This window comes from Rhodococcus sp. MEB032 (genome assembly GCF_030208925.1).
In the GTDB taxonomy this organism is placed as follows: Bacteria; Actinomycetota; Actinomycetes; order Mycobacteriales; family Mycobacteriaceae; genus Rhodococcus_F; species Rhodococcus_F qingshengii.
Genome location: NZ_JARVSY010000016.1, coordinates 114,355 through 133,202, shown reverse-complemented (window position 1 = coordinate 133,202; position 18,848 = coordinate 114,355). Strand labels below are relative to the sequence as shown.

Annotated in this window: 18 protein-coding genes; 5 read left to right on the top strand and 13 right to left on the bottom strand. The window is 62.5% G+C overall.

Translation table 11 applies throughout. The features are described 5' to 3' along the window. Positions 1–271 precede the first annotated feature (271 nt). Entirely contained in the window at positions 272–1,213 is a 942-nt protein-coding gene (locus QRN54_RS18420) for a helix-turn-helix domain-containing protein (protein ID WP_285182746.1), read from the bottom strand. A gap of 284 nt (positions 1,214–1,497) precedes the next feature. Between QRN54_RS18420 and QRN54_RS18415 the strand changes: the two genes are divergently transcribed. The 5 genes from QRN54_RS18415 to gad all read left to right on the top strand — a co-directional run bounded on the left by QRN54_RS18415 (position 1,498) and on the right by gad (position 6,575). Then, complete coding sequence (locus QRN54_RS18415) at positions 1,498–2,952, top strand: MFS transporter (protein WP_285182745.1); 1,455 nt, start codon at positions 1,498–1,500, stop codon at positions 2,950–2,952. Then, positions 2,949–3,782: an SDR family NAD(P)-dependent oxidoreductase gene (locus tag QRN54_RS18410; RefSeq protein ID WP_285182744.1), complete on the top strand. Its 834-nt coding sequence runs from the start codon at positions 2,949–2,951 to the stop codon at positions 3,780–3,782. Before QRN54_RS18415 ends, QRN54_RS18410 begins: the two co-directional genes overlap by 4 nt. Next, positions 3,779–4,141, top strand: a complete 363-nt coding sequence (locus tag QRN54_RS18405) for a YidH family protein (protein ID WP_054781930.1) — start codon at positions 3,779–3,781, stop codon at positions 4,139–4,141. The genes QRN54_RS18410 and QRN54_RS18405 overlap by 4 nt, the downstream gene beginning before the upstream one ends. Continuing rightward, on the top strand, positions 4,138–4,470 hold the full coding sequence (locus tag QRN54_RS18400) for a DUF202 domain-containing protein (protein ID WP_165638807.1): 333 nt from the start codon (positions 4,138–4,140) through the stop codon (positions 4,468–4,470). The genes QRN54_RS18405 and QRN54_RS18400 overlap by 4 nt, the downstream gene beginning before the upstream one ends. A gap of 713 nt (positions 4,471–5,183) precedes the next feature. After that, positions 5,184–6,575, top strand: coding sequence for a glutamate decarboxylase (gad, locus tag QRN54_RS18395; RefSeq protein WP_285182743.1), 1,392 nt, complete (start codon positions 5,184–5,186; stop codon positions 6,573–6,575). A gap of 83 nt (positions 6,576–6,658) precedes the next feature. Here gad and QRN54_RS18390 read toward each other — a convergent pair whose 3' ends face one another. From QRN54_RS18390 to QRN54_RS18335, 12 genes are all read right to left on the bottom strand, one after another. Further along, positions 6,659–7,162, bottom strand: a complete 504-nt coding sequence (locus QRN54_RS18390; RefSeq protein WP_502944060.1) for a WKL family lipoprotein — start codon at positions 7,160–7,162, stop codon at positions 6,659–6,661. 116 nt (positions 7,163–7,278) lie between these two features. Next, entirely contained in the window at positions 7,279–8,643 is a 1,365-nt protein-coding gene (locus QRN54_RS18385; RefSeq protein WP_042452844.1) for a DNA polymerase IV, read from the bottom strand. 36 nt (positions 8,644–8,679) lie between these two features. After that, a complete protein-coding gene (locus QRN54_RS18380; protein WP_003941748.1) occupies positions 8,680–9,018 on the bottom strand; it encodes a TfoX/Sxy family protein in 339 nt (112 codons plus the stop codon). Positions 9,019–9,086: 68 nt separating this feature from the next. Continuing rightward, complete coding sequence (gene ileS, locus QRN54_RS18375; RefSeq protein WP_047270136.1) at positions 9,087–12,200, bottom strand: isoleucine--tRNA ligase; 3,114 nt, start codon at positions 12,198–12,200, stop codon at positions 9,087–9,089. 281 nt (positions 12,201–12,481) lie between these two features. Further along, positions 12,482–12,796 (bottom strand): hypothetical protein, encoded by a 315-nt coding sequence (locus QRN54_RS18370; protein WP_007733197.1) that lies wholly within the window; start codon positions 12,794–12,796, stop codon positions 12,482–12,484. A gap of 49 nt (positions 12,797–12,845) precedes the next feature. Continuing rightward, positions 12,846–13,673: a DivIVA-like cell division protein Wag31 gene (gene wag31 / locus QRN54_RS18365; protein ID WP_003941722.1), complete on the bottom strand. Its 828-nt coding sequence runs from the start codon at positions 13,671–13,673 to the stop codon at positions 12,846–12,848. A 141-nt stretch (positions 13,674–13,814) separates the two neighbouring features. Next, the gene (locus QRN54_RS18360; RefSeq protein ID WP_003941780.1) at positions 13,815–14,093 is read right to left on the bottom strand and encodes a YggT family protein; all 279 of its coding nucleotides are present in this window, start codon (positions 14,091–14,093) and stop codon (positions 13,815–13,817) included. A 189-nt stretch (positions 14,094–14,282) separates the two neighbouring features. Next, positions 14,283–14,933: a cell division protein SepF gene (locus QRN54_RS18355; protein WP_003941752.1), complete on the bottom strand. Its 651-nt coding sequence runs from the start codon at positions 14,931–14,933 to the stop codon at positions 14,283–14,285. 85 nt (positions 14,934–15,018) lie between these two features. After that, positions 15,019–15,768, bottom strand: a complete 750-nt coding sequence (locus QRN54_RS18350) for a YggS family pyridoxal phosphate-dependent enzyme (protein ID WP_030537030.1) — start codon at positions 15,766–15,768, stop codon at positions 15,019–15,021. 6 nt (positions 15,769–15,774) lie between these two features. Continuing rightward, positions 15,775–16,542 carry a peptidoglycan editing factor PgeF gene (pgeF, locus tag QRN54_RS18345; RefSeq protein ID WP_007733207.1) on the bottom strand — a complete coding sequence of 256 codons (768 nt, stop codon included), beginning with the start codon at positions 16,540–16,542 and terminating at the stop codon, positions 15,775–15,777. A 108-nt stretch (positions 16,543–16,650) separates the two neighbouring features. After that, a complete protein-coding gene (gene ftsZ, locus QRN54_RS18340) occupies positions 16,651–17,838 on the bottom strand; it encodes a cell division protein FtsZ (protein WP_003941788.1) in 1,188 nt (395 codons plus the stop codon). Positions 17,839–18,078: 240 nt separating this feature from the next. Further along, entirely contained in the window at positions 18,079–18,717 is a 639-nt protein-coding gene (locus QRN54_RS18335; RefSeq protein ID WP_007733212.1) for a cell division protein FtsQ/DivIB, read from the bottom strand. Positions 18,718–18,848 lie beyond the last annotated feature (131 nt).

Below are 18,848 nucleotides of genomic sequence, written 5' to 3'. Positions count from 1 at the left end.
GGAGTCGTTACGTGTCAGTGAGATTGGCTCGACGCAAAGCCCCACACATCGCCGAAGAGGCGTCGGCGACAGCCTCCTCGCACGGCCGCAGCCTTAGCGTCGATACGCCTCACACAAATTGCGTCCCAGAACTGAACGACCCGGGCAGTGCGGCGACCGGGAGCAATCGGACTCGGGCGCCGCAAACTTCCTTGACGGTCTAAATATCGACCAGCACGGTCGGATATGGGAACGGATTGAGGCTACAAGCCAATTCCTTACCAGTCAACGGTCAATTTCCGCGGCCGGCAAAGGGATTGCGGCCACCGACGTCGGATGTCACCGCGTCGGCCACCTGTTTCAGTGCCAACGCTCGGTTGGCGATTTCAAGGTTGCTGATCTCGCCGCCGACGTAGACGGTCAAAACGAGAGACTGGTGACCGTCCGCGTCGAAGGTCGGGGCCGCTACCAGGCTGACTGGGTGTTTTTCAGCGGAAGCGCGAAGCGCTTCCCCGAGGAATCTCCGCTCGCCCAGACTCGACACCAGGTCACCGACAAGCTCGAGTACGGCAGGCGGCACGTCGTGCGCAGCAACCCCGGCCATCAGCCGGTGCAACCGCTGAACGGTCGGCGAGAGGTTCTCAACCAGATATCCTTCCGCCCGGCACTCGGCGGCCATCAGCCGGATGTGTTCGAAGTCTGTCCCGACAGCCAGCGCGGACTCGCTCCGCAGCCAACGTTCCAGCTCCTCGTCCGGTTCCCACAGCATGAACATGAGCCCGAGCGGCGGCGCGAACGGATACACGTCGCCGACACTGGCCGGCGGCACGACGCCCGGGGGCGCGACCATCTCGAGAACCATGACATTGTCGCCAACCACAGCCGATGCCATACAGATAGCGCTGAATTGCTCACTCAGGCCCTCGAGACGGTCGCGCACCATCGAGCCCAGCGCAAAATCGCGCTGGGCCGCCCGCCCGGCCGAGACCAATGCTGGCCCAAGACCGTAAGACTTGGTCTGTGTGTCACGAATGAGATATCCGCACGCGGTCAGTTCGGTCACGATGCCGAGACAGGTCGGTTTGGTGATTTCACATCGTCGCGCAAGCTCTGAAAGACCGAAGCGCTTCCCCTGGTTACGCACCAAAAAGTCGATAACCTGCACTACGCGCGCAGTGGGCGGCGACACGACCTCCCTGCCCGCCGAGCGGTCCGCCACTTCGGAATCAACCATTGACCAATCCTTCCCAAGGCACTTACAGTAACGCGCATCACCTTACCGCATCGGTCGATATTTCGACCAGTTGCGACACAACCTTGATACGCGCACTCCGTGCTACCAAAGTCCCTCATGGCCGACATCGCCGAATGTTCCGGGCCCGCGGACTCATGGATCGACGTTCGAATCGCCACGAAACCACAACTCAAGGAAACGAGACTGTCGTGACTCGACCTACCCCCCCACCGCCGCAACAACGCCGAGCGCCTGAACGATCAACCAAATACTATGTGGGCCTGTTGATCTCGATCGTTCTACTGTTCGAAGTCGCTCCCCTCGAATACAGCATGGTGTACCCATCACTGCGATACATGGCGGCCGAATTCAACACTCCTGACATCGGCTGGGTGGTGACCATCCTCGGTCTTGTCGGGGTCGTCAGCTTGCCGATCATCGGCAAGCTCGGAGACATCTACGGCAAGAAGCGCATGCTGATGATCGTCGCCGGCATATTCGCCATCGGAACGCTGACCTGCGCCCTCGCCCCGACCTTTCCGATTCTGCTGCTCGGGCGCGCCCTCGAGGCCGCGAGCGTCGGCATGACCCCGCTCGCTTACGGCCTCATCCGCGATGTCTTCCCACGACGCATGATCCCCGTGGCCCTGTCGGCAGTGTCCACCGGCATCGGATTCAACGGTATCGCCGGCCCGCTCATCGGCGGCTACCTCTCGACCGAGTTCGGTTACCGCGCAATCTTCTGGTTCCTCCTCGCCTATGTCGCCGTCATCGCCCCGGCGGTCTATTTCACCGCGCCGGAATCGCCGCTGCGCCTGTCCCACCAGCTCGACTGGGTAGGCGCGGGCCTGCTGGCCGGCGGATCATTGCTGCTGATGCTCTCCATCAACCAGGGTCGCTCTTGGGGATGGGACTCACCAAAGACGCTGATTGCGTTCGCGGTCTCTGCGGTCCTGATCGCGGTGTTCGTCCTCTACGAATTGCACACCACACAACCTCTGATCGACATGCGGGTGCTGTGGGCGCGTGCCATGCGCAGCACGATGCTCGCAAGCTTACTCGGCTCATTCGCTATCGGTGGATACGCGTTCGCGTTGCCACTGATGCTCATGACGCCACGGGTTGACGGCATCTCTTACGGGTTCGGGCTCACTGCCTTCGCCTTCGCGCTGTGGACTCTCCCACATGGCATCCTCGCCATGGCGAGCGGCCCCCTGGCCGGACTGCTCGCGCGCAGCAGTGGCCCCCGGGCGAGCCTCATCGTCGCCATGACCGCGATCATGATCAGCCTGAGCCTGCTGGCCTTTGTGCACGACCAACAGTGGCAGATCATCACACTGGTCGCCATCTTCGGCGTCGGCCAGGGTTTCTTCTACGCAGCCAGCGCCAACCTTGTCGTCGAAGCGGTACCGCCATCTCAGACGGGGGCGAACGCCGGCGTACTCGGCTCCAGCAACAGCCTCGGCGCTGCATTCGGCGTCACCATCCTCAGCGCGATCCTCTCCGCGCACATTTGGTCCGTCGACCAAGGCACACGCCAGATCATTTACACGGATGCGGGATTCACCTACGTCTTCCTGCTACTCGGTGCACTCGGCGCCATCGGTCTCATAGTGGCGTTCACGATGAGTCACGGACGCGCCCCCGCCACCGGCGGAGCAACGATTGGCGCGAATACTGCACGTCCTGCCGCCGACAATACCGGTCAAGCAACAGTCCCCCACGGAGGCCACAAGTGACTATCACGCATGACAAGTTCTCCGGCGGCACCGCCGTCATCACCGGCGCGGCATCCGGAATCGGCGAGGGGCTCGCACGACACGCGGCCTCCATCGGAATGAACGTGGTGTTAGCGGACATCGACATGCCCCGGGCCGAACAACTCGCAGCCGAACTGTCAACGGCAGCCACCGAGGCCACTGCGGTCCAGACGGACGTCAGTGACCCGTCGTCGGTGGAGGGGCTGGCCCGGGCCGCGTACGAGCGGTTCGGCTCTGTCCGATTGCTCGTCAACAACGCCGGGATCGAGGCCCCTGGCCTATTTTGGGAGGTTCCGATAGACCGCTGGCAGCGGTTGCTGTCGATAAATGTGGGCGGTGTGGTCAACGGGGTCCACGCATTCCTCCCACGAATGATCGCGTCTGGCGGGGAGGCATACGTGCTCAATCTCAGCTCTATCGGTGGCCTCAGCGCGGGCGCACTGCAATCGCCATATCTCACGAGTAAGCACGCGGTGCTAGCCCTGACCGAGACGCTCTACCTGGACGTGAAGACCGTCGGCGCTCCCATTCAGGTATCGGCAGTACTCCCGGGCGCGGTACGGACCCAGATCTATTCAGGTGCTTCAGCCAGCGGCCTGGCCGGTGAAGCGCTTCGCGAGCAACTCGACCGGTACCTCGGCCAGGGCCTGACACCCGAGCAGGCTGCAGAGAGCATCTTCGCTCAGCTCGCGAAAGGCGCATTCTGGATCGGCACACAGCCGGAGGTCCTCGAGGCCTTCGCCGCATATCGCGCGGATCATCTCACGAAGCTCACCCCGCCGGCACCCTTCGTCGCCGTCGCCAAATGAGACCGTTCTGGTGCCCCGGTGCGTTCCGGGTCGGCGAAGACCCGGACCCTCGATTCACCCTGGCCAACGAACGCACATTCCTCGCCTGGATCCGGACCGCCCTGGCTTTGGTAGCCGCCGCCGTCGGCTTCGAGGCATTCGGCTCCGAGATGGTTGGCCCCACCGTTCACGCCACCCTGGTAGTTGGCGTGTTGACTGGGTCAACCATGCTGTCTGTCAGTGCATTTCATCGATGGATCGCGGTCGAACGCGCTTTGCGGTTGGGGCGAAGCCTCCCAGTCCCTACGTTCGCAGGCATCGCCGCGGGGCTTGTACTGGGATCCGCGCTGACGTTGTTGATGGTCGAGGTGACGCGGTGACACCCCTTCAACCCACGCATGCCGACCGAGGGCTACAGCCAGAACGGACCACGATGGCATGGGTTCGGACTGGTACCTCCTTGGCTACAGCGGCGCTGATCTACCTGCGCTATGTCCCCGGCCCACCAGTCGCAATCGGTATTCTCGGGGGAAGCACGCTGATCGGTGCAGTCGGCATTATTGCAATCAGTCACCGAGCGCACCGCTGCAGATCCGACGATTTCGGGATCGGCCGCAGCTTCCCGGGGCCAACACGAAATTCAGCGCTGGTGTTGCTGGTCGCCACCTTGGCCATCAGCGCCGGGATCTTGGTGCTCGCGAGCCTGTGAATCGATGATGCGCCACGACCAAGCACGGCGCCCTGAACGCAATTTCACCAAAGGAGCCGAGCGCCGAGGCCAGGCGCCCCCGACACCCGACTCACCAAACGTCCAAAGTTCGACGGTTTTCGAAAATGTGGAATCCGCTGGCGGACAGGCTCACCGGCGATCAGGTCGCCACGGCACAGACATGCGAACTCGCTCACTGCACTGACGAGCGATCTGGGCCGGATCCTGTCGGCCGAAGGATGTTTGCCGACAGGATCCGGCCCGAAGCCTCACTCGCGCTGGCGCAACTCGCGTTCGAGCGTGCCTGCGTACCTCCAGCCACGAAATCTCCCGGGTGACGCTACTAAGACCGTCGGAGTCGCGGTGACTCTGCGAATTCATGTCAACCGGCGGATCGCTCCAGGAGGCAAGCCATCTGCGATCCGGCCCTTTCGTCGCAGTTGCGATCAGCGAAACAGAAGTCCGTCCTCGATTGCGGCGCGGCGGGCGCAGGGCCTCTGATTCTCGCCTGTCCTTGCCTCGCATCGTAGGCCCACTCATGATTGTCACCACCGTGTGTTCTTTCGCCGCTTTCTACGATGTGTGCAGACTAGGACTTCAGACCGGATAATTGATTGATCATGGACCCTTTGACAACTGCCCGTCCACACTGAACGGTGAGAGTAGGTACGAAACAGACCAACGCGACACACTGATGTGAGGAGCCAGAGTTCATGCCGGAACCCAGAAGGTCAGATCACACCGATTACGTAGCCGTCAATCCGATCTTCTCGAGGCCTGGCGAGGATTCGGTTGCATCGAAGTACACACTCGAACCCGACGGCATGCTTCCCGAGACCGCGTATCAGATCGTCCACGACGAAACGATGCTCGACGGCAATGCGCGGCTCAATCTCGCGACGTTCGTCAGCACGTGGATGGACGATCACGCCACCAAACTGTATGCCGAGTCGTTCGACAAGAACATGATCGACAAGGACGAGTATCCGCAGACCGCCGCGATCGAAACCTATTGCTGGCGCATCCTTGCCGACCTCTGGCACTCACCCTCCCCCAAGGACGCAATCGGCACCTCGACGATCGGTTCGTCCGAAGCCTGCATGCTCGGCGGCCTGGCGATGAAACGACGCTGGCAGCACGCACGAAAAGCCGCGGGCAAGTCCACCGAAAAGCCAAATCTCATCATGAGTTCCGCGGTCCAGGTGTGCTGGGAGAAGTTCTGCAACTACTGGGACGTCGAAGCGCGTTACGTGCCGATCAGCGAGGAACACCGCACCCTCGACGGTCACGATCTGGACAAGTACGTCGACGAGAACACCATCGGCGTCGTCGCGATCATGGGCGTCACGTACACCGGGATGTACGAGCCGGTCCTGGAAATCTCGAAGGCACTCGATGCGATCCAGGCGAAGACGGGACTCGACGTCCCTATCCACGTCGACGGCGCTTCCGGTGCGATGATCGCACCGTTCCTTCAGCCCGAACTCGAATGGGATTTCCGGCTCCCGCGCGTCCACTCCATCAACACCTCGGCGCACAAGTACGGGCTCGTCTACCCCGGCCTCGGCTGGGTGGTCTGGCGATCGCAGGATCTACTTCCCGACGACCTCGTCTTCAAGGTGAGCTACCTCGGCGGCAGTATGCCGACCTTCGCGCTGAACTTCTCGCGACCCGGCGCTCAGGTGATCTTGCAGTTCTACTTGTTCCTGCGTCTCGGCCACGACGGCTATCGCGCGATCCAGCAGTCCTCACAGGACGTGGCGAAATTTCTCGCCGAAGGAATCGGGAAGCTCGACGCGTTCGAACTGTGGAACGACGGTTCCGACATCCCGGTCTTCGCGTGGCGCCTCGCCGAGGGCCACACGTCCAACTGGACGCTGTACGACCTGTCGGACCGACTGCGGGGCAAGGGCTGGTTGGTGCCGGCCTATCCCATGCCGGACGATCTCTCAGATCTGACAGTGCAGCGCATCGTGGTTCGTAACGGACTGAGCATGGACCTGGCAGCCAATCTGCTGCGCATCATCGAAGAGGAAACCGCGTTCCTCGATGAACTCGACAGCCCGATGCCGCGGCCACGCGTCACCGAGGGATTCCATCACTGACGACGCTCACTGCATGAAGATCGGCCGCCGACTCCCTTTCGGGGGTCGGCGGCCACTCTGGTGTTTCAGGTGTTGCGCAGAGATCAAGCAGCGCAAGCCGGCGAGGTCAGACCTGCAACGCCGACGATCTGGCAAGCGGTGGTCTTCGAGAGCTTCCAGACGCCGTCTTCGTAGACGAACGACGCCTGCAGGCCCTGCTGCAGCGGCTGGCCGTTGACGACGATGTTCAGCGAAGCTGCTGCCGTCTCGCTGCCTGTGTCGGTGACCGGGTCGAGGATCTCGACCTGGGCGCCGGCAGCCTTGGCGGCAGCGGCGACCTGGTTGATCAGCTCGGGATCCTGCTCGGCGCCCTGGACGAGGTTGACCTTGTCTGCGGCCGGAACGGTCTCGTCGAGTGCCTGGGCGACCTTGCCGTTGAGCTCAGCAGACGTCGGCAGTTCAACGGTGGTCGTAGGTGCCGAAGAGGTAGTGGTCGTAGGCTTCGCCGAAGTGGATTCCTTGGTGTCCCCTCCGTCCGAACCACAAGCGGTCATCGTCAGGGCTGCTGCGATCGCTACGGCTGCAACGGTCATCTTCTGAAGCTTCAACTTCTCAGTCCTATCCATTCGGGTGTTCACATTCGAGCGTCAGTCGAACATCGTGCTTGCTCGAGGATCGTCGACAACATTACCCAACGGTAAGCGGAAAAAGTCTAAGGACATCCTCAGAGAAGGCTGTCGACCGCATCTGCTACCTCGAGCACCTCATCGGATTCGGCAAAGGTTTTGGCGATTCCCGTTCCGCTGGAACGGGTTTCGAAGCGAACGGTGACCACACCGTGCCCGGCGCCCTGCACCCAACCGTGTCCGTATTCTGGATGCTTCACGTCCAAACCGGGGTGCCAGTAGCGCTGAGGGACACGTGCTGCCACCGGAACGTCGAGTTCGGCCTCATCGAGGGCGCCCGTGAGAGTCTCGACCGGATAGCCGGGAACGTCCTGATCCAACTCGGGAAAAAGTGATCCTTGCCGAACGGTGGACAAACCGGCGAATCCCACACCGACCAGGCGAATCGGCCCCAATTCCTGTGGATCGATGACCTGTTTCTGCGCAGTCGCGATGAGGATTTGGCGGTCGATGGTGGCAAACGGCAGCGTCACGGATCGAGTCAAGATACTCATGTCGGACTTCTTGAGCTTCAGTACGACGGTGCGAGCAGCTCTTCCGTCCTTCTCCAGCCTGGAAAATGCTGCACGACCACTACTTTCGACGGCGGCGCGCAGTTGCGCCATCGTGACGATGTCTGCGGCGAACGTGGATTCCGCGCTGATCTGCTTGGATTCGGCACGCTCGGCGACCGGCCGATCGTCGATCCCCTGTGCGAGCCGATGCAACCCCGGTCCGACAGTGGTTCCGAGTATCGACGCCACCTCCGCTATGGGAGTGCGGGCAAACCCTCCGATGGTTTCGATGCCGAGACGCTTGAGCTTTTCCTCGGCAACAGGGCCGATCCCCCAGAGCTTTCGCACCGGCAGTGGATCGAGCAACTCGTGCTGCATCCCGGGAGGAATCACTGCGACGCCGTCGGGCTTTGCCAGTCCCGACGCGATCTTGGCCACCTGCTTACCTGCGCCGGCCCCGATCGAAGCGACCAACCCGGTCTCGGCTTTGATCAACGCCCGCAGGTCCTCGCAAAACGCGCGGACCTCGTCAGCTCCGACACCGGCCAACTCCACCGGTTCCCCGAAAGCCTCGTCCACCGACAGTTGCTCGAGGATCGGCATACGAAGGCGCAACGCGTCGAACGTGCGTTTACTGAGAACCGAGTACAGGGACATCCGTGGCGGCAATACCACCGCTCCACCACCGACCATCCGGCGTGCTTGATGCATCGGCATTGCCGATCGCGCACCGAAAACTCTCGCTTCGTAACTTGCCCCGGCCACCACCCCGCGCCCGCCCAAGCCGCCGACCAGCACCGGGCGACCTCGCAGAGTGGGACGCGTCAACTGCTCGGCGGAAGCGAAAAACGCATCCATGTCGAGATGCAGCACCCACCTACGACTTCGTGTGGGATCACCTTGATTCATCGGGCGTTACGGTTCTCTCAAAAGTAGGTGCAGAATTTACGTCCGCGCCTTCTTCTTCGGCGACTTCTTCTTCGGCAGGGGCAATACGTCGGCAGTCCGTTGAATGAAGGCGTGCAGGTGATCGAGGTCCTGCAACCGTTCCTCCGTCACCCGGTAATAATCCTTCGCTCCCGGGTACGGCGGAGCCAGATCGGCCTCTGATCCGAACTCCGTACTGACCTCGGTGGGTTTGACGAACAGAACGTCTCCGCAGATCAAGCCCACGATCTTCTCGTCGCAATACAGTCCGTACTCGCCGAACATCGCCCTTGCCCGCACGTCGAGCGGTTCCAACTGCTCGAGAATGCGCGCCACGGTTTCCTTGCTCGTGCTCATGAGAGCAAACTACTCCGGCACCCCGACATACAGACATTCATCGGGGAGCCGGAGTAGCTATGGCGGTATTAGACCTTCGTGATCGCGGCGCGGATACCGTCACCGAGATCGACGGCGTCGTCTCCCGCTTCACCCACCGAGAAGGAGGTGGCCAGAACCTCACCGGCGATCAATTCGCGATGACGCTCCGCCCACTCCTTGCAGTCCTGCGGAACCTCGAGCACGACGTTGATCCGGTCCGAGACGTCGAAACCGGCGGCGCGGCGCGCATCCTGCAACTGACGGATACGGTCCTTCGCCCATCCCTCGGCTTCGAGTTCCTCCGTCACCGCGGAATCGAGTACGACCAGTCCCGCACCGTCCGGCAGTGCTGCCGTCGAATCCGGCTCGGCCGCAACCAGTTTCTGCGTGTACTCCTCGGGCAGCAGTTCGATGCCCGCCGCAACCACGACGCCGTCCGCGTTCTCGGTCCAGTCGCCCGCCTTGACCGCCTTGATGACAGTCTGAACGGACTTGCCCAGACGCGGTCCTGCAGCACGCGCATTGACCGCGATCTCGAAGCGCCCGTGCACGTCGACGTCATCGGTCAGATCAACCTTCTTGACGTTGACCTCGTCGGCGATCAGTCCGAGGAACGGACGCAGACGCTCGGCATCCGGCGCCGCAACCGTGACCTCGGGCAGCGGAAGACGAACACGCAGATTCTGCGCCTTGCGCAGGCTCAGCACCGTGGAGCACACGGTCCGGACGTCGTCCATCGCCGCTACCAGCTCGGGGTTCGCGGGGAGCTCCGACGCCTCGGGCCAATCAGCCAGGTGAACCGAGCGCTCCCCGGTCAGCCCGCGCCAGATCACCTCGGACACCAGCGGCAACAGCGGCGCAGCGAGACGCGTCACGACCTCGAGCACGGTGTGCAGGGTGTCGATCGCGTCGCGATCCTCGTCCCAGAACCGCGAACGAGACCGTCGCACATACCAGTTGGTGAGCGCATCACAGAACAACCGAAGCTCGTCGCACGCGCCGGCGATGTCGTTGACCTCGAGGGCCTCGGTGATCACGTCGCGGGTGGTAGCGAGCTTGGCCAGGATGTACTGATCGAGGATGTTCTCCGAGTCGGTACGCCACACACCGGATTCCGGGGCGTACAACTGCAGGAAGCTCCAGGCGTTCCACAGCGGGAGCAATGCCTGACGCACACCTTCGCGGATGCCCTGCTCGGTCACGATGAGGTTTCCGCCGCGCAAGATCGGCGAAGACATCAGGAACCATCGCATCGCATCGCTGCCGTCGCGGTTGAACACCTCCTTCACGTCCGGGTAGTTGCCCTTGGACTTGCTCATCTTGAGTCCGTCGTCGCCGAGCACGATGCCGTGCGCAGCAACGGTTTTGAACGCCGGACGATCGAAGAGTGCGGTGGCCAGCACGTGCAGCGTGTAGAACCAGCCGCGAGTCTGCCCGTTGTACTCGACGATGAAATCGCCCGGGAAATGACCCTCGAACCATTCACGGTTCTCGAATGGGTAGTGCACCTGCGCGTACGGCATCGAACCGGATTCGAACCAGCAGTCGAGCACCTCGGGAACGCGGCGCATCATCGACTTCCCGGTCGGGTCGTCGGGGTTCGGGCGGACCAGGTCGTCGATCATCGGGCGATGCAGATCGGTCGGACGCACACCGAAGTCTGCCTCCAACTGATCGAGCGATCCGTATACGTCCGTACGCGGGTACTGCGGATCGTCCGACACCCACACCGGGATCGGGCTGCCCCAGTAGCGGTTTCGGCTGATGTTCCAGTCGCGTGCACCTTCGAGCCACTTGCCGAACTGGCCGTCACGGATGTGCTCGGGCACCCACGTGATGTCCTTGTTCAGCTCGACCATGCGATCGCGGAACTTGGTGACCGCGACGAACCACGAGGGAACCGCCATGTAGATGAGCGGCTGCCCACTGCGCCAACTGTGCGGGTACGAGTGCTCGATCGTCTCGTGCCGCAGCAGCTTTCCAGCGGCCTTGAGGTCCTTGATGATGACCGGGTTGGCGTCGAAGACCATCAAGCCCTCGTACGGCGGAACCATCGAGGTGAACTTTCCACCCGGATCGAGCGGCTGCACGACCTCGATACCGTTGGCCGTGGCGACATCCATATCCTCCTCACCGAAAGCCGGTGCGAGGTGGACGATTCCGGTTCCGGAATCGGTTGTCACGTAGTCGGCCGAAAGCACGACGTGCGCGTTCGGATGTCCGAGGAAGAAGTCGAACGGCGGTGTGTACGACAGTCCGACCAGCTCGGCGCCCTTGTGACGGGAAACGACCTCGGGGTCCTCCCCCAGCTCACGTGCGTAATGAGCAACCCGTGCTTCCGCGAGCACGTACCGCTTTCCGTCCTCGCCGAGCACCTGGACGTAGTCGACCTCGGGATGAACCGCAGTGGCCAAGTTGGACGGCAGTGTCCACGGAGTCGTGGTCCAGATGATCGCGTTTGCGCCGTCCAATGGTGAACCCGGAGCGACCAGCGGCATGTCGACCGTGACTGCAGGATCCTGACGCATCTTGTACGCGTCGTCGAGACGAGTCTCTTGATTGGACAGCGGAGTCTGCTCGTACCAGCTGTAGGGCAGCACGCGGAAGCCCTGATAGATCAGGCCCTTGTCGTGCAGCTCCTTGAAGGCCCACATGACGGACTCCATGAAGTCGACGTCCAGGGTCTTGTAGTCGTTGTCGAAGTCGACCCAACGTGCCTGGCGGGTGACGTAGTCGCGCCACTCGTCGGTGTACTTGAGCACCGAGGCCTTGCAGTACTCGTTGAACTTGGCCAGACCCATGACTTCGATCTCGGCCTTGTCCTTGATGCCGAGTTGCTTCTCCGCTTCGAGTTCTGCGGGCAGTCCGTGGCAGTCCCAGCCGAAGCGTCGCTCGACCTTGCGTCCACGCATGGTCTGGAAGCGCGGCACCAGGTCCTTGACGTACCCCGTCAGCAGGTGACCGTAATGCGGCAAACCGTTTGCGAAGGGCGGTCCGTCGTAGAAAACGAACTCTTCGCTGCCGTCCCGATTGGAAACCGACGCACGGAAGGTGTCGTCGTCGTCCCACTGTTTCAGGACTTTCTGTTCCAGTTCGGGGAACTTGACTCCGGTGTCGGCGGGGACACCGTAGTCGACTTTGGGATACCCGTTACTCGCCATGGCGATCTCCTCGTGCCAGTCGGACTCGGCACGGGGACGACGTGGCGCTTGTGCGCCGACACCGCGGTACCACCCCGTTTGCACCCCGTAGATCCGCGCTTGGATCCCGAGGTGCCACTCGATCGAGCTGTGACGGGCTCACCCGTTCGGTTCTACTGAGTTCTGGGCGCCTGAAGCGACAAGAACCGTTCTTCCGAAAGCTCCCCGGTGATTGCCGGATCACAGCCTGGTATTCGTGTTGGACAGTCTAATACTCGTCCTGGACCTTGTCGGAACTCGCCCTAGGACTTGTCGGGGCCACCCGGCGACTCGCCATGATTTCTCTGATTGTCATCGTTGGCGGTGGCTGCATCGTCGATCGACGAATTCGAGGAACTCTCGACTCGACCGTAAGGCGACGACATTCCGCTGCCCGATGCCGGGTCATCCAACGAAGGAACCGCCTTCCTGCTGGTCAGCGCACTGACCAGCAGGAGGACGGCACCTGCTACACAAATCGCGATACATGCCCACGCCCAGATCAACGACCCTGTGGTCAGGGCGACGATCAGGAGAGCGAAACCAACTCCCGCGAGAACCAACGTCACGACCAGCACGTATCAACCTTTGTCCGGTCCGATAGCTGAGCCGACGGGGCGCTCTCGGTCAGCTGTTTCCCTTGGCGAAGGACGGGCTGTAGGAATCCTGTCCACCGTCGACCGGAACGGCCGAGCCGCGCTGTTCGAGCTCTTCGAGCTGCGATTCCAGGTAGGACTTCAGGCGCACCCGGTACTCGCGTTCGAACGTCTTGAGCTGCTCGATACGGCCCTCGAGGACCGAACGCTGCTGGTTGATGGTCGCCATGATTTCGGTGTGCTTCTTCTCGGCGTCCGCCTTGAGAGCGTCTGCCTTCTCCTGAGCCTGGCGAAGCTGGGTCTCGGAGCGAGTCTGAGCGTCGGTGAGCATCGCCTCCGACTTGTTGCGCGCATCCGCGATCATGCCGTCAGCCTTGCTGCGAGCCTCGCTCATGAGCTGCTCGGAGTTGGTGCGGGCACTGCCGAGCAGCTGCTCGGACTCGGTCTTGGCATCGTTGGTGAGGCGATCCGCCATCTCCTGAGCCAGTCCGAGGACCTTTGCGGCCTGCATGTGGGTGTCGCCGCTCTGCGGCGCTGCAACGGCAGCGGCGGCGGGAACCGGCGCTGCAACAGGTGCAGGCTTGGGCGGTTCGACGACCCGAGCGGGCTCCGGCTTGGGCTGCGCTGCGACGGGTGCTGCCTGCTGAGCAGGTGCCGGCGACTTCTTGGCAGCCGCGAGCTCCTGATCCAGCTCACCTACGCGCTGGCGCAGGTCCGCATTCTCTTCGATGAGCTGCGACAGCGCCTGCTCGACGAGGTCGAGGAATGCGTCGACCTCGTCCTCGTTGTAGCCACGCTTGCCGATAGGCGGCTTGCTGAACGCAACGTTGTGCACGTCAGCTGGAGTCAGTTGCGGCATGGAAGGATCCCTTCACGCGTCATTTGGCGGTCTAGCAAGCATTCAGTTGCAACACAGTCTACGTAGTGGCGAACTACGTAGTGGCGAACCACTGGATGAGTTATGGCATCCATTCTGGCATACCACTCACTCGGACTGCGCTCAGCGAACAACCGACATCAGGATGATGACGATGAAAAGCAAGACCATGATGGATAGATCCAAGCGAACTCCACCGAGGTTGATCGGGGGGATCAACCTGCGGAGCAGTTTCACCGGAGGATCGGTGATCGTAAAAATGGTTTCGAGAATGACTGCGACCAATCCGGTCGGTCGCCAATCTCTGGCAAACGAACGAACGAACTCGACGATCACTCTGCCGATCAGCAACAGCCAGAAGACAACCAGCACCAGATAGATCACAGAGAGAAGCGCGTCCACACCCTCACTCTGCCTGACTTCTGCGGTGTGTCCAAAACAGACACACCGCAGCAATTCCGGAACCGGTCCGCATCGAGTCCGTCTTGTAACGGCCGGCGATGGGTCCGAATGCGGCGTCCGCCGAGGCGGGCCGCCGTTCGAATGTGCTCACGTCACCCCTGCTCAGGGGCCGGACTGCGGTCGAGACCATCATTTCTGGCTGTAGAAACCCGTCTCGGCGATCCGACGGCGCTCCTCGGCGGAAACGTCGATGTCGGCCGGTGAGAGAAGAAACACTTTGGTGGCTACCTTGTCGAAAGAACCACGCAATGCGAACGCCAGGCCGGCCGCGAAATCGACCAGACGCTTCGCGTCGGCGTTGCTCATGTCGACCAGATCCATGATGACGGGAGTGCCGTCCCGGAACCGCTCACCGATGGTGCGCGCCTCTGCGTAGCTCTGCGGACGCAGTGTCGTGATCTTGGCGAGCGGGCCGCCGTCGTCGACAACCGGCGCACGTCGCGCTTCGGGTCGCTCTGCGCGCGCGTCGACCGCGAGGTTGCCACGGCTTGCCGGGCGCGGCGCCATCGCCGGGCGGCTGCTGCGGCTGGGAACGGTGTCGACGCGGGGCCGGGAATCGTAGCGATCGAACTCCGCGTCCTCTTCGTCACGACGACTGGGCGCGTAGCTCGCCTTCGAGAAGGCAGGTTCGACGAACTCGCGGTCGTCGCGCTCGGCATAGCCGTCGTGACTACGACGGGGTGCGCGGCGAGCCTGATCGGGCTCCTCCACGTATTCGTCCTCGTAGTCATCGAGGGGAACCATGCCGAAGTAAGCCTTGAACTTATGCAGGTTGCTCATTGATCGACCTTCCTTGGCGCGGCGGAATCAATCCGACTGCGACCGGTCGCAGCGGTGTGGACGGGTTGGGCGATCACCTGAGCGATCACCTCGAGATTACTGGTCGTGAGCCGAGCAGTGCGGTTCCGACACGCACGCAGGTTGATCCGTGGCGCACTGCAGCCTCCAGATCGCCGGTCATACCGGCCGAGAGTTCGGTTGCCCGGGGATGCGATTCGAGGATCAAAAGATGTGCCCTGCGGAGGATTTCGAACTGCTCGTCCGGATCTGATCCAAGCGGCGGGACGGCCATCAGTCCCGCGAATTCGAGACCTTCGGCTGATTCGATCCTCTCGGCGAGAGGCGTTAGCTCGCCCGTCGGAACTCCGCCACGCGCGGGGTCTCCGTCGAGACTTACCTGGATGAGCGCCCGGAGCGGCTCCGTGCGCTCACCGTCCGACAAAGCACTCAGCGCAGCCCGATCGAGTGCATCGGCCAGTCGCGCACTGTCCACCGAGTGAATTGCATAGGCCCACTTCGCTACCGATCGAGCTTTGTTGCGCTGCAACTGTCCGATCATGTGCCAGCGAACCGGATCATCGATCGCGCCCGTCTGTGCAGCGCCGTCGAAGTCCGCGACCTTCTCCACTGCTTCCTGCTCACGAGACTCACCGAATTCACGGCAACCCAGTTCGTACAGGATTCGAGCGTCGGACGCCGGAAAGAATTTGGTCACCGGCAGCAGTGCTACGTCGGAAACCTCGCGACCGGCGGCAAGGCAGGCGGCCGCCAATCGCGCCCTCACCGAGTCGAGTGCCGTCGATATTTCTGTCAGCCGCATTTCCGTCTCGCGCATTTCTGCCTAGACGGTTTCCTGCGCTGCGGGCGCTTCCATCCAGATCACTGCAGCTTGACGCCCGGTCAGAGATTCTCGGCGATGACTGAACAACGCGCGATCCTCGATCGTGCACCGCGGGTCCTCGGCGACACCGGACACACCCGCGGCGAGCAACTGCTTACGCAGTCCCGCACGCAGATCGAGCCCCGGCGTGCCCTTCTCGGTGCGAGTTGCGCTGCCCGGCAAGTGCTTTTCCACGTCCGCGCGCATCGCAGCGGGAACCTCGTACTGGCGTCCGCTCGCAGCCGGACCGAGGAAGGCGCCGATACGCGAAACGTCCGCGCCCTGACGCACCATCTCCGCGAGGACGCGCGGGACGATACCGATGCGGGCACCGATCCGTCCGGCATGAACGGCCGCGATCACACCGGCCTCCTCGTCGGAGAGCAGAACGGGAACACAATCTGCACTGAGGGTGGCGAGCGCCAGGCCGGGAACAGTGGTGACCAGAGCATCCGTCACCGGAATCACCTCGTCGGTCGGTTCCGTCACGACAGTGACGTTGCGCGAATGGATTTGTTCCATCCACACGAGATGGTCAGGCTCGACGCCTATTTCGCGTGCCAGACGTCGGCGATTCGCATCGACGGCTGCCGGATCGTCTCCGACGTGATCGCCCAGATTGAACGACTCGTACGGTGACGCGGAAACACCACCGGCTCGGCTGGTCACGACGCGGCGAATGCGGGTGCGGGTGGTCGACTTCTCGGTACTCAAGATAAGTGTGCTCACAAACGTCGAAAGTTGTCGTCCGGCTCAGACGTGACCGGACATCCAGTCAAGAACAGGGTACCCAGAAATTCCGGGCACCCTGTTCTCGAAACTGTTTGTAGCCCTACGTCAGCGACGCATGAAGACCGGCACGTCGACGTCGTCGTCGCCCTCGTCTTCCTGGACCGGCGCATGGCGGGGGCCACCGATCGGAGGCAAGCTGCCCGAACCGGTGGTCTCGCGCGCTGCGGAAATCGGCTGCTCGCCAGCAGGTTCGGCGGCCACCGGTGACCGGCCGACCTCACCCGCGCGCCCGGCGCCGATAGCTCCACGTCCCTGCGCGGTCGACTCCACGGGACGACGAGCCGGAGCTCCTCCGTCGAATCCCGCAGCGATGACCGTCACACGAACCTCGTCACCGAGTGAATCGTCGATGACCGTTCCGAAGATGATGTTGGCGTCGATGTGGGCAGCTTCCTGCACCAGCGAAGCCGCCTCGTTGATCTCGAACAGACCCAGATCGCTACCGCCGGCGATCGACAGAAGCACGCCGCGGGCGCCTTCCATCGAAGCTTCGAGGAGCGGGGAATTGATCGCGGATTCCGCCGCCTTGATCGCGCGTCCCTCACCCCGCGAGGAACCGATTCCCATCAACGCACTACCGGCACCGGACATGACACCCTTGACGTCCGCGAAGTCGACGTTGATCAGACCCGGAGTGGTGATGAGGTCGGTGATGCCCTGGACGCCGTTGAGGAGAACCTCGTCCGCGCTGCGGAACGCGTCCATCAGGCTGACGGCCGCGTCACCCAGCTGGAGCAGGCGATCGTTGGGAATGACGATCAGCGTGTCGCAGGACTCGCGGAGCGCCTGGATTCCGGTATCCGCCTGTCCCCCACGACGCTTGCCCTCGAAAGAGAACGGTCGCGTCACGACACCGACGGTGAGTGCGCCCAGCTTCCGGGCGATGCTTGCCACGACAGGGGCACCACCGGTTCCGGTGCCACCACCCTCGCCTGCGGTCACGAACACCATGTCGGCGCCCTTGATGACCTCTTCGATCTCGTCCTTGTGATCTTCGGCTGCCTTGCGACCCACTTCCGGGTCGGCACCGGCGCCGAGGCCACGGGTCAATTCACGACCGACGTCGAGCTTGACGTCGGCGTCACTCATCAGAAGGGCTTGCGCGTCCGTGTTGACCGCGATGAACTCGACTCCCTTGAGTCCCTGTTCGATCATGCGGTTGACTGCGTTCACGCCGCCGCCGCCGATGCCGACGACCTTGATTACGGCGAGGTAGTTGTGCGGGGGCGTCATCGGCTCTCGCCTTCCGTGTCGTGTTTCACGCTGCTTGTCAGTGCTGCTGTCTTTTTACTGCTGCTGTATTTGTCACTGCTGGTGTTCGAGATAAACCCTAAACCTCAACCACAGGGTTAGAGTTATGTCAAGTATTCGATCTGAAACGAAACGCTATGCACCGTCGTCGCGTTCCGCCATTAGGCGCGCCGAGACACACCGAAGTATTTGCTGCGCACTGACGCACGGCTGCACCGTGCGCTATCGGACCGTCGGCAGATCGGGACTGGACACGTCGTACGTCTGCCCCGGTTGGGTCAACAGCGGAAGCGTCACAGCAGCCTTACGATCCGAGTGCTCGACACCGCCCCAGTTTACGACGCGACCGTCGAGCAGAGTCAGCGTGACACTCGAAATCGACCGAGCGGCAACCTCTCCCACTTGAAATCTCAGATCCGGCGGCAACACCGACAACACCTCGAGCGCGGCAAGCGTCGGCTCGTCGTTCCACCCGGGCGTCGGTGTCACCAGACGCGGAACCCCGGGCGGCGGGACGCCCATCTCGAAGTCGACGCCCTTCTCGTCCAGCAGGTGTGCACCCTCAGGTGAGTCGACGAAGACGACCGGTACCCGTTCGGTGACGGTGACGCGGATAGTCGACGGATACATCCGCTGCACACGAGCCGAGGCCACCTTCGGAATCGTCGCCACACGTGCGGCGGCGGCGCCGGTGTCTACCCGCATCAACGGCTGACCGGTCGGTACGGCCAGGAGCGAAAGGATCTGTTCCTCACTGACGGTCGTCGCACCGAGAACTTCGGTGCCCCGGACCGAGAGCACCGGAGACAACCAAGCCGTCAACGCAATTCCCACCACCAGCACGATTGCCAGCGGTGCCACGATCAGCGGTCGCTTGAACCACTTACGAGTCGGTGTGGGTTCGGGAGCCGGCTCCGTCGACCGCGTCGAGTATCGCGATTCGGTGCGAGTACTGCGCCGACGCGTACTGGTGGCTTGTCTGGCTCGAGGAT

What these genes read in the sequence shown, in the direction of transcription:
- QRN54_RS18420 (WP_285182746.1), bottom strand. Translation starts at nt 1,213, where the DNA reads ATGGTTGATTCCGAAGTGGCGGACCGCTCGGCGGGCAGGGAGGTCGTG.
- QRN54_RS18405 (WP_054781930.1), top strand. Translation starts at nt 3,779, where the DNA reads ATGAGACCGTTCTGGTGCCCCGGTGCGTTCCGGGTCGGCGAAGACCCG.
- gad (WP_285182743.1), top strand. Translation starts at nt 5,184, where the DNA reads ATGCCGGAACCCAGAAGGTCAGATCACACCGATTACGTAGCCGTCAAT.
- QRN54_RS18385 (WP_042452844.1), bottom strand. Translation starts at nt 8,643, where the DNA reads ATGAATCAAGGTGATCCCACACGAAGTCGTAGGTGGGTGCTGCATCTC.
- QRN54_RS18380 (WP_003941748.1), bottom strand. Translation starts at nt 9,018, where the DNA reads ATGAGCACGAGCAAGGAAACCGTGGCGCGCATTCTCGAGCAGTTGGAA.
- ileS (WP_047270136.1), bottom strand. Translation starts at nt 12,200, where the DNA reads ATGGCGAGTAACGGGTATCCCAAAGTCGACTACGGTGTCCCCGCCGAC.
- wag31 (WP_003941722.1), bottom strand. Translation starts at nt 13,673, where the DNA reads ATGCCGCAACTGACTCCAGCTGACGTGCACAACGTTGCGTTCAGCAAG.
- QRN54_RS18355 (WP_003941752.1), bottom strand. Translation starts at nt 14,933, where the DNA reads ATGAGCAACCTGCATAAGTTCAAGGCTTACTTCGGCATGGTTCCCCTC.
- QRN54_RS18350 (WP_030537030.1), bottom strand. Translation starts at nt 15,768, where the DNA reads ATGCGCGAGACGGAAATGCGGCTGACAGAAATATCGACGGCACTCGAC.
- ftsZ (WP_003941788.1), bottom strand. Translation starts at nt 17,838, where the DNA reads ATGACGCCCCCGCACAACTACCTCGCCGTAATCAAGGTCGTCGGCATC.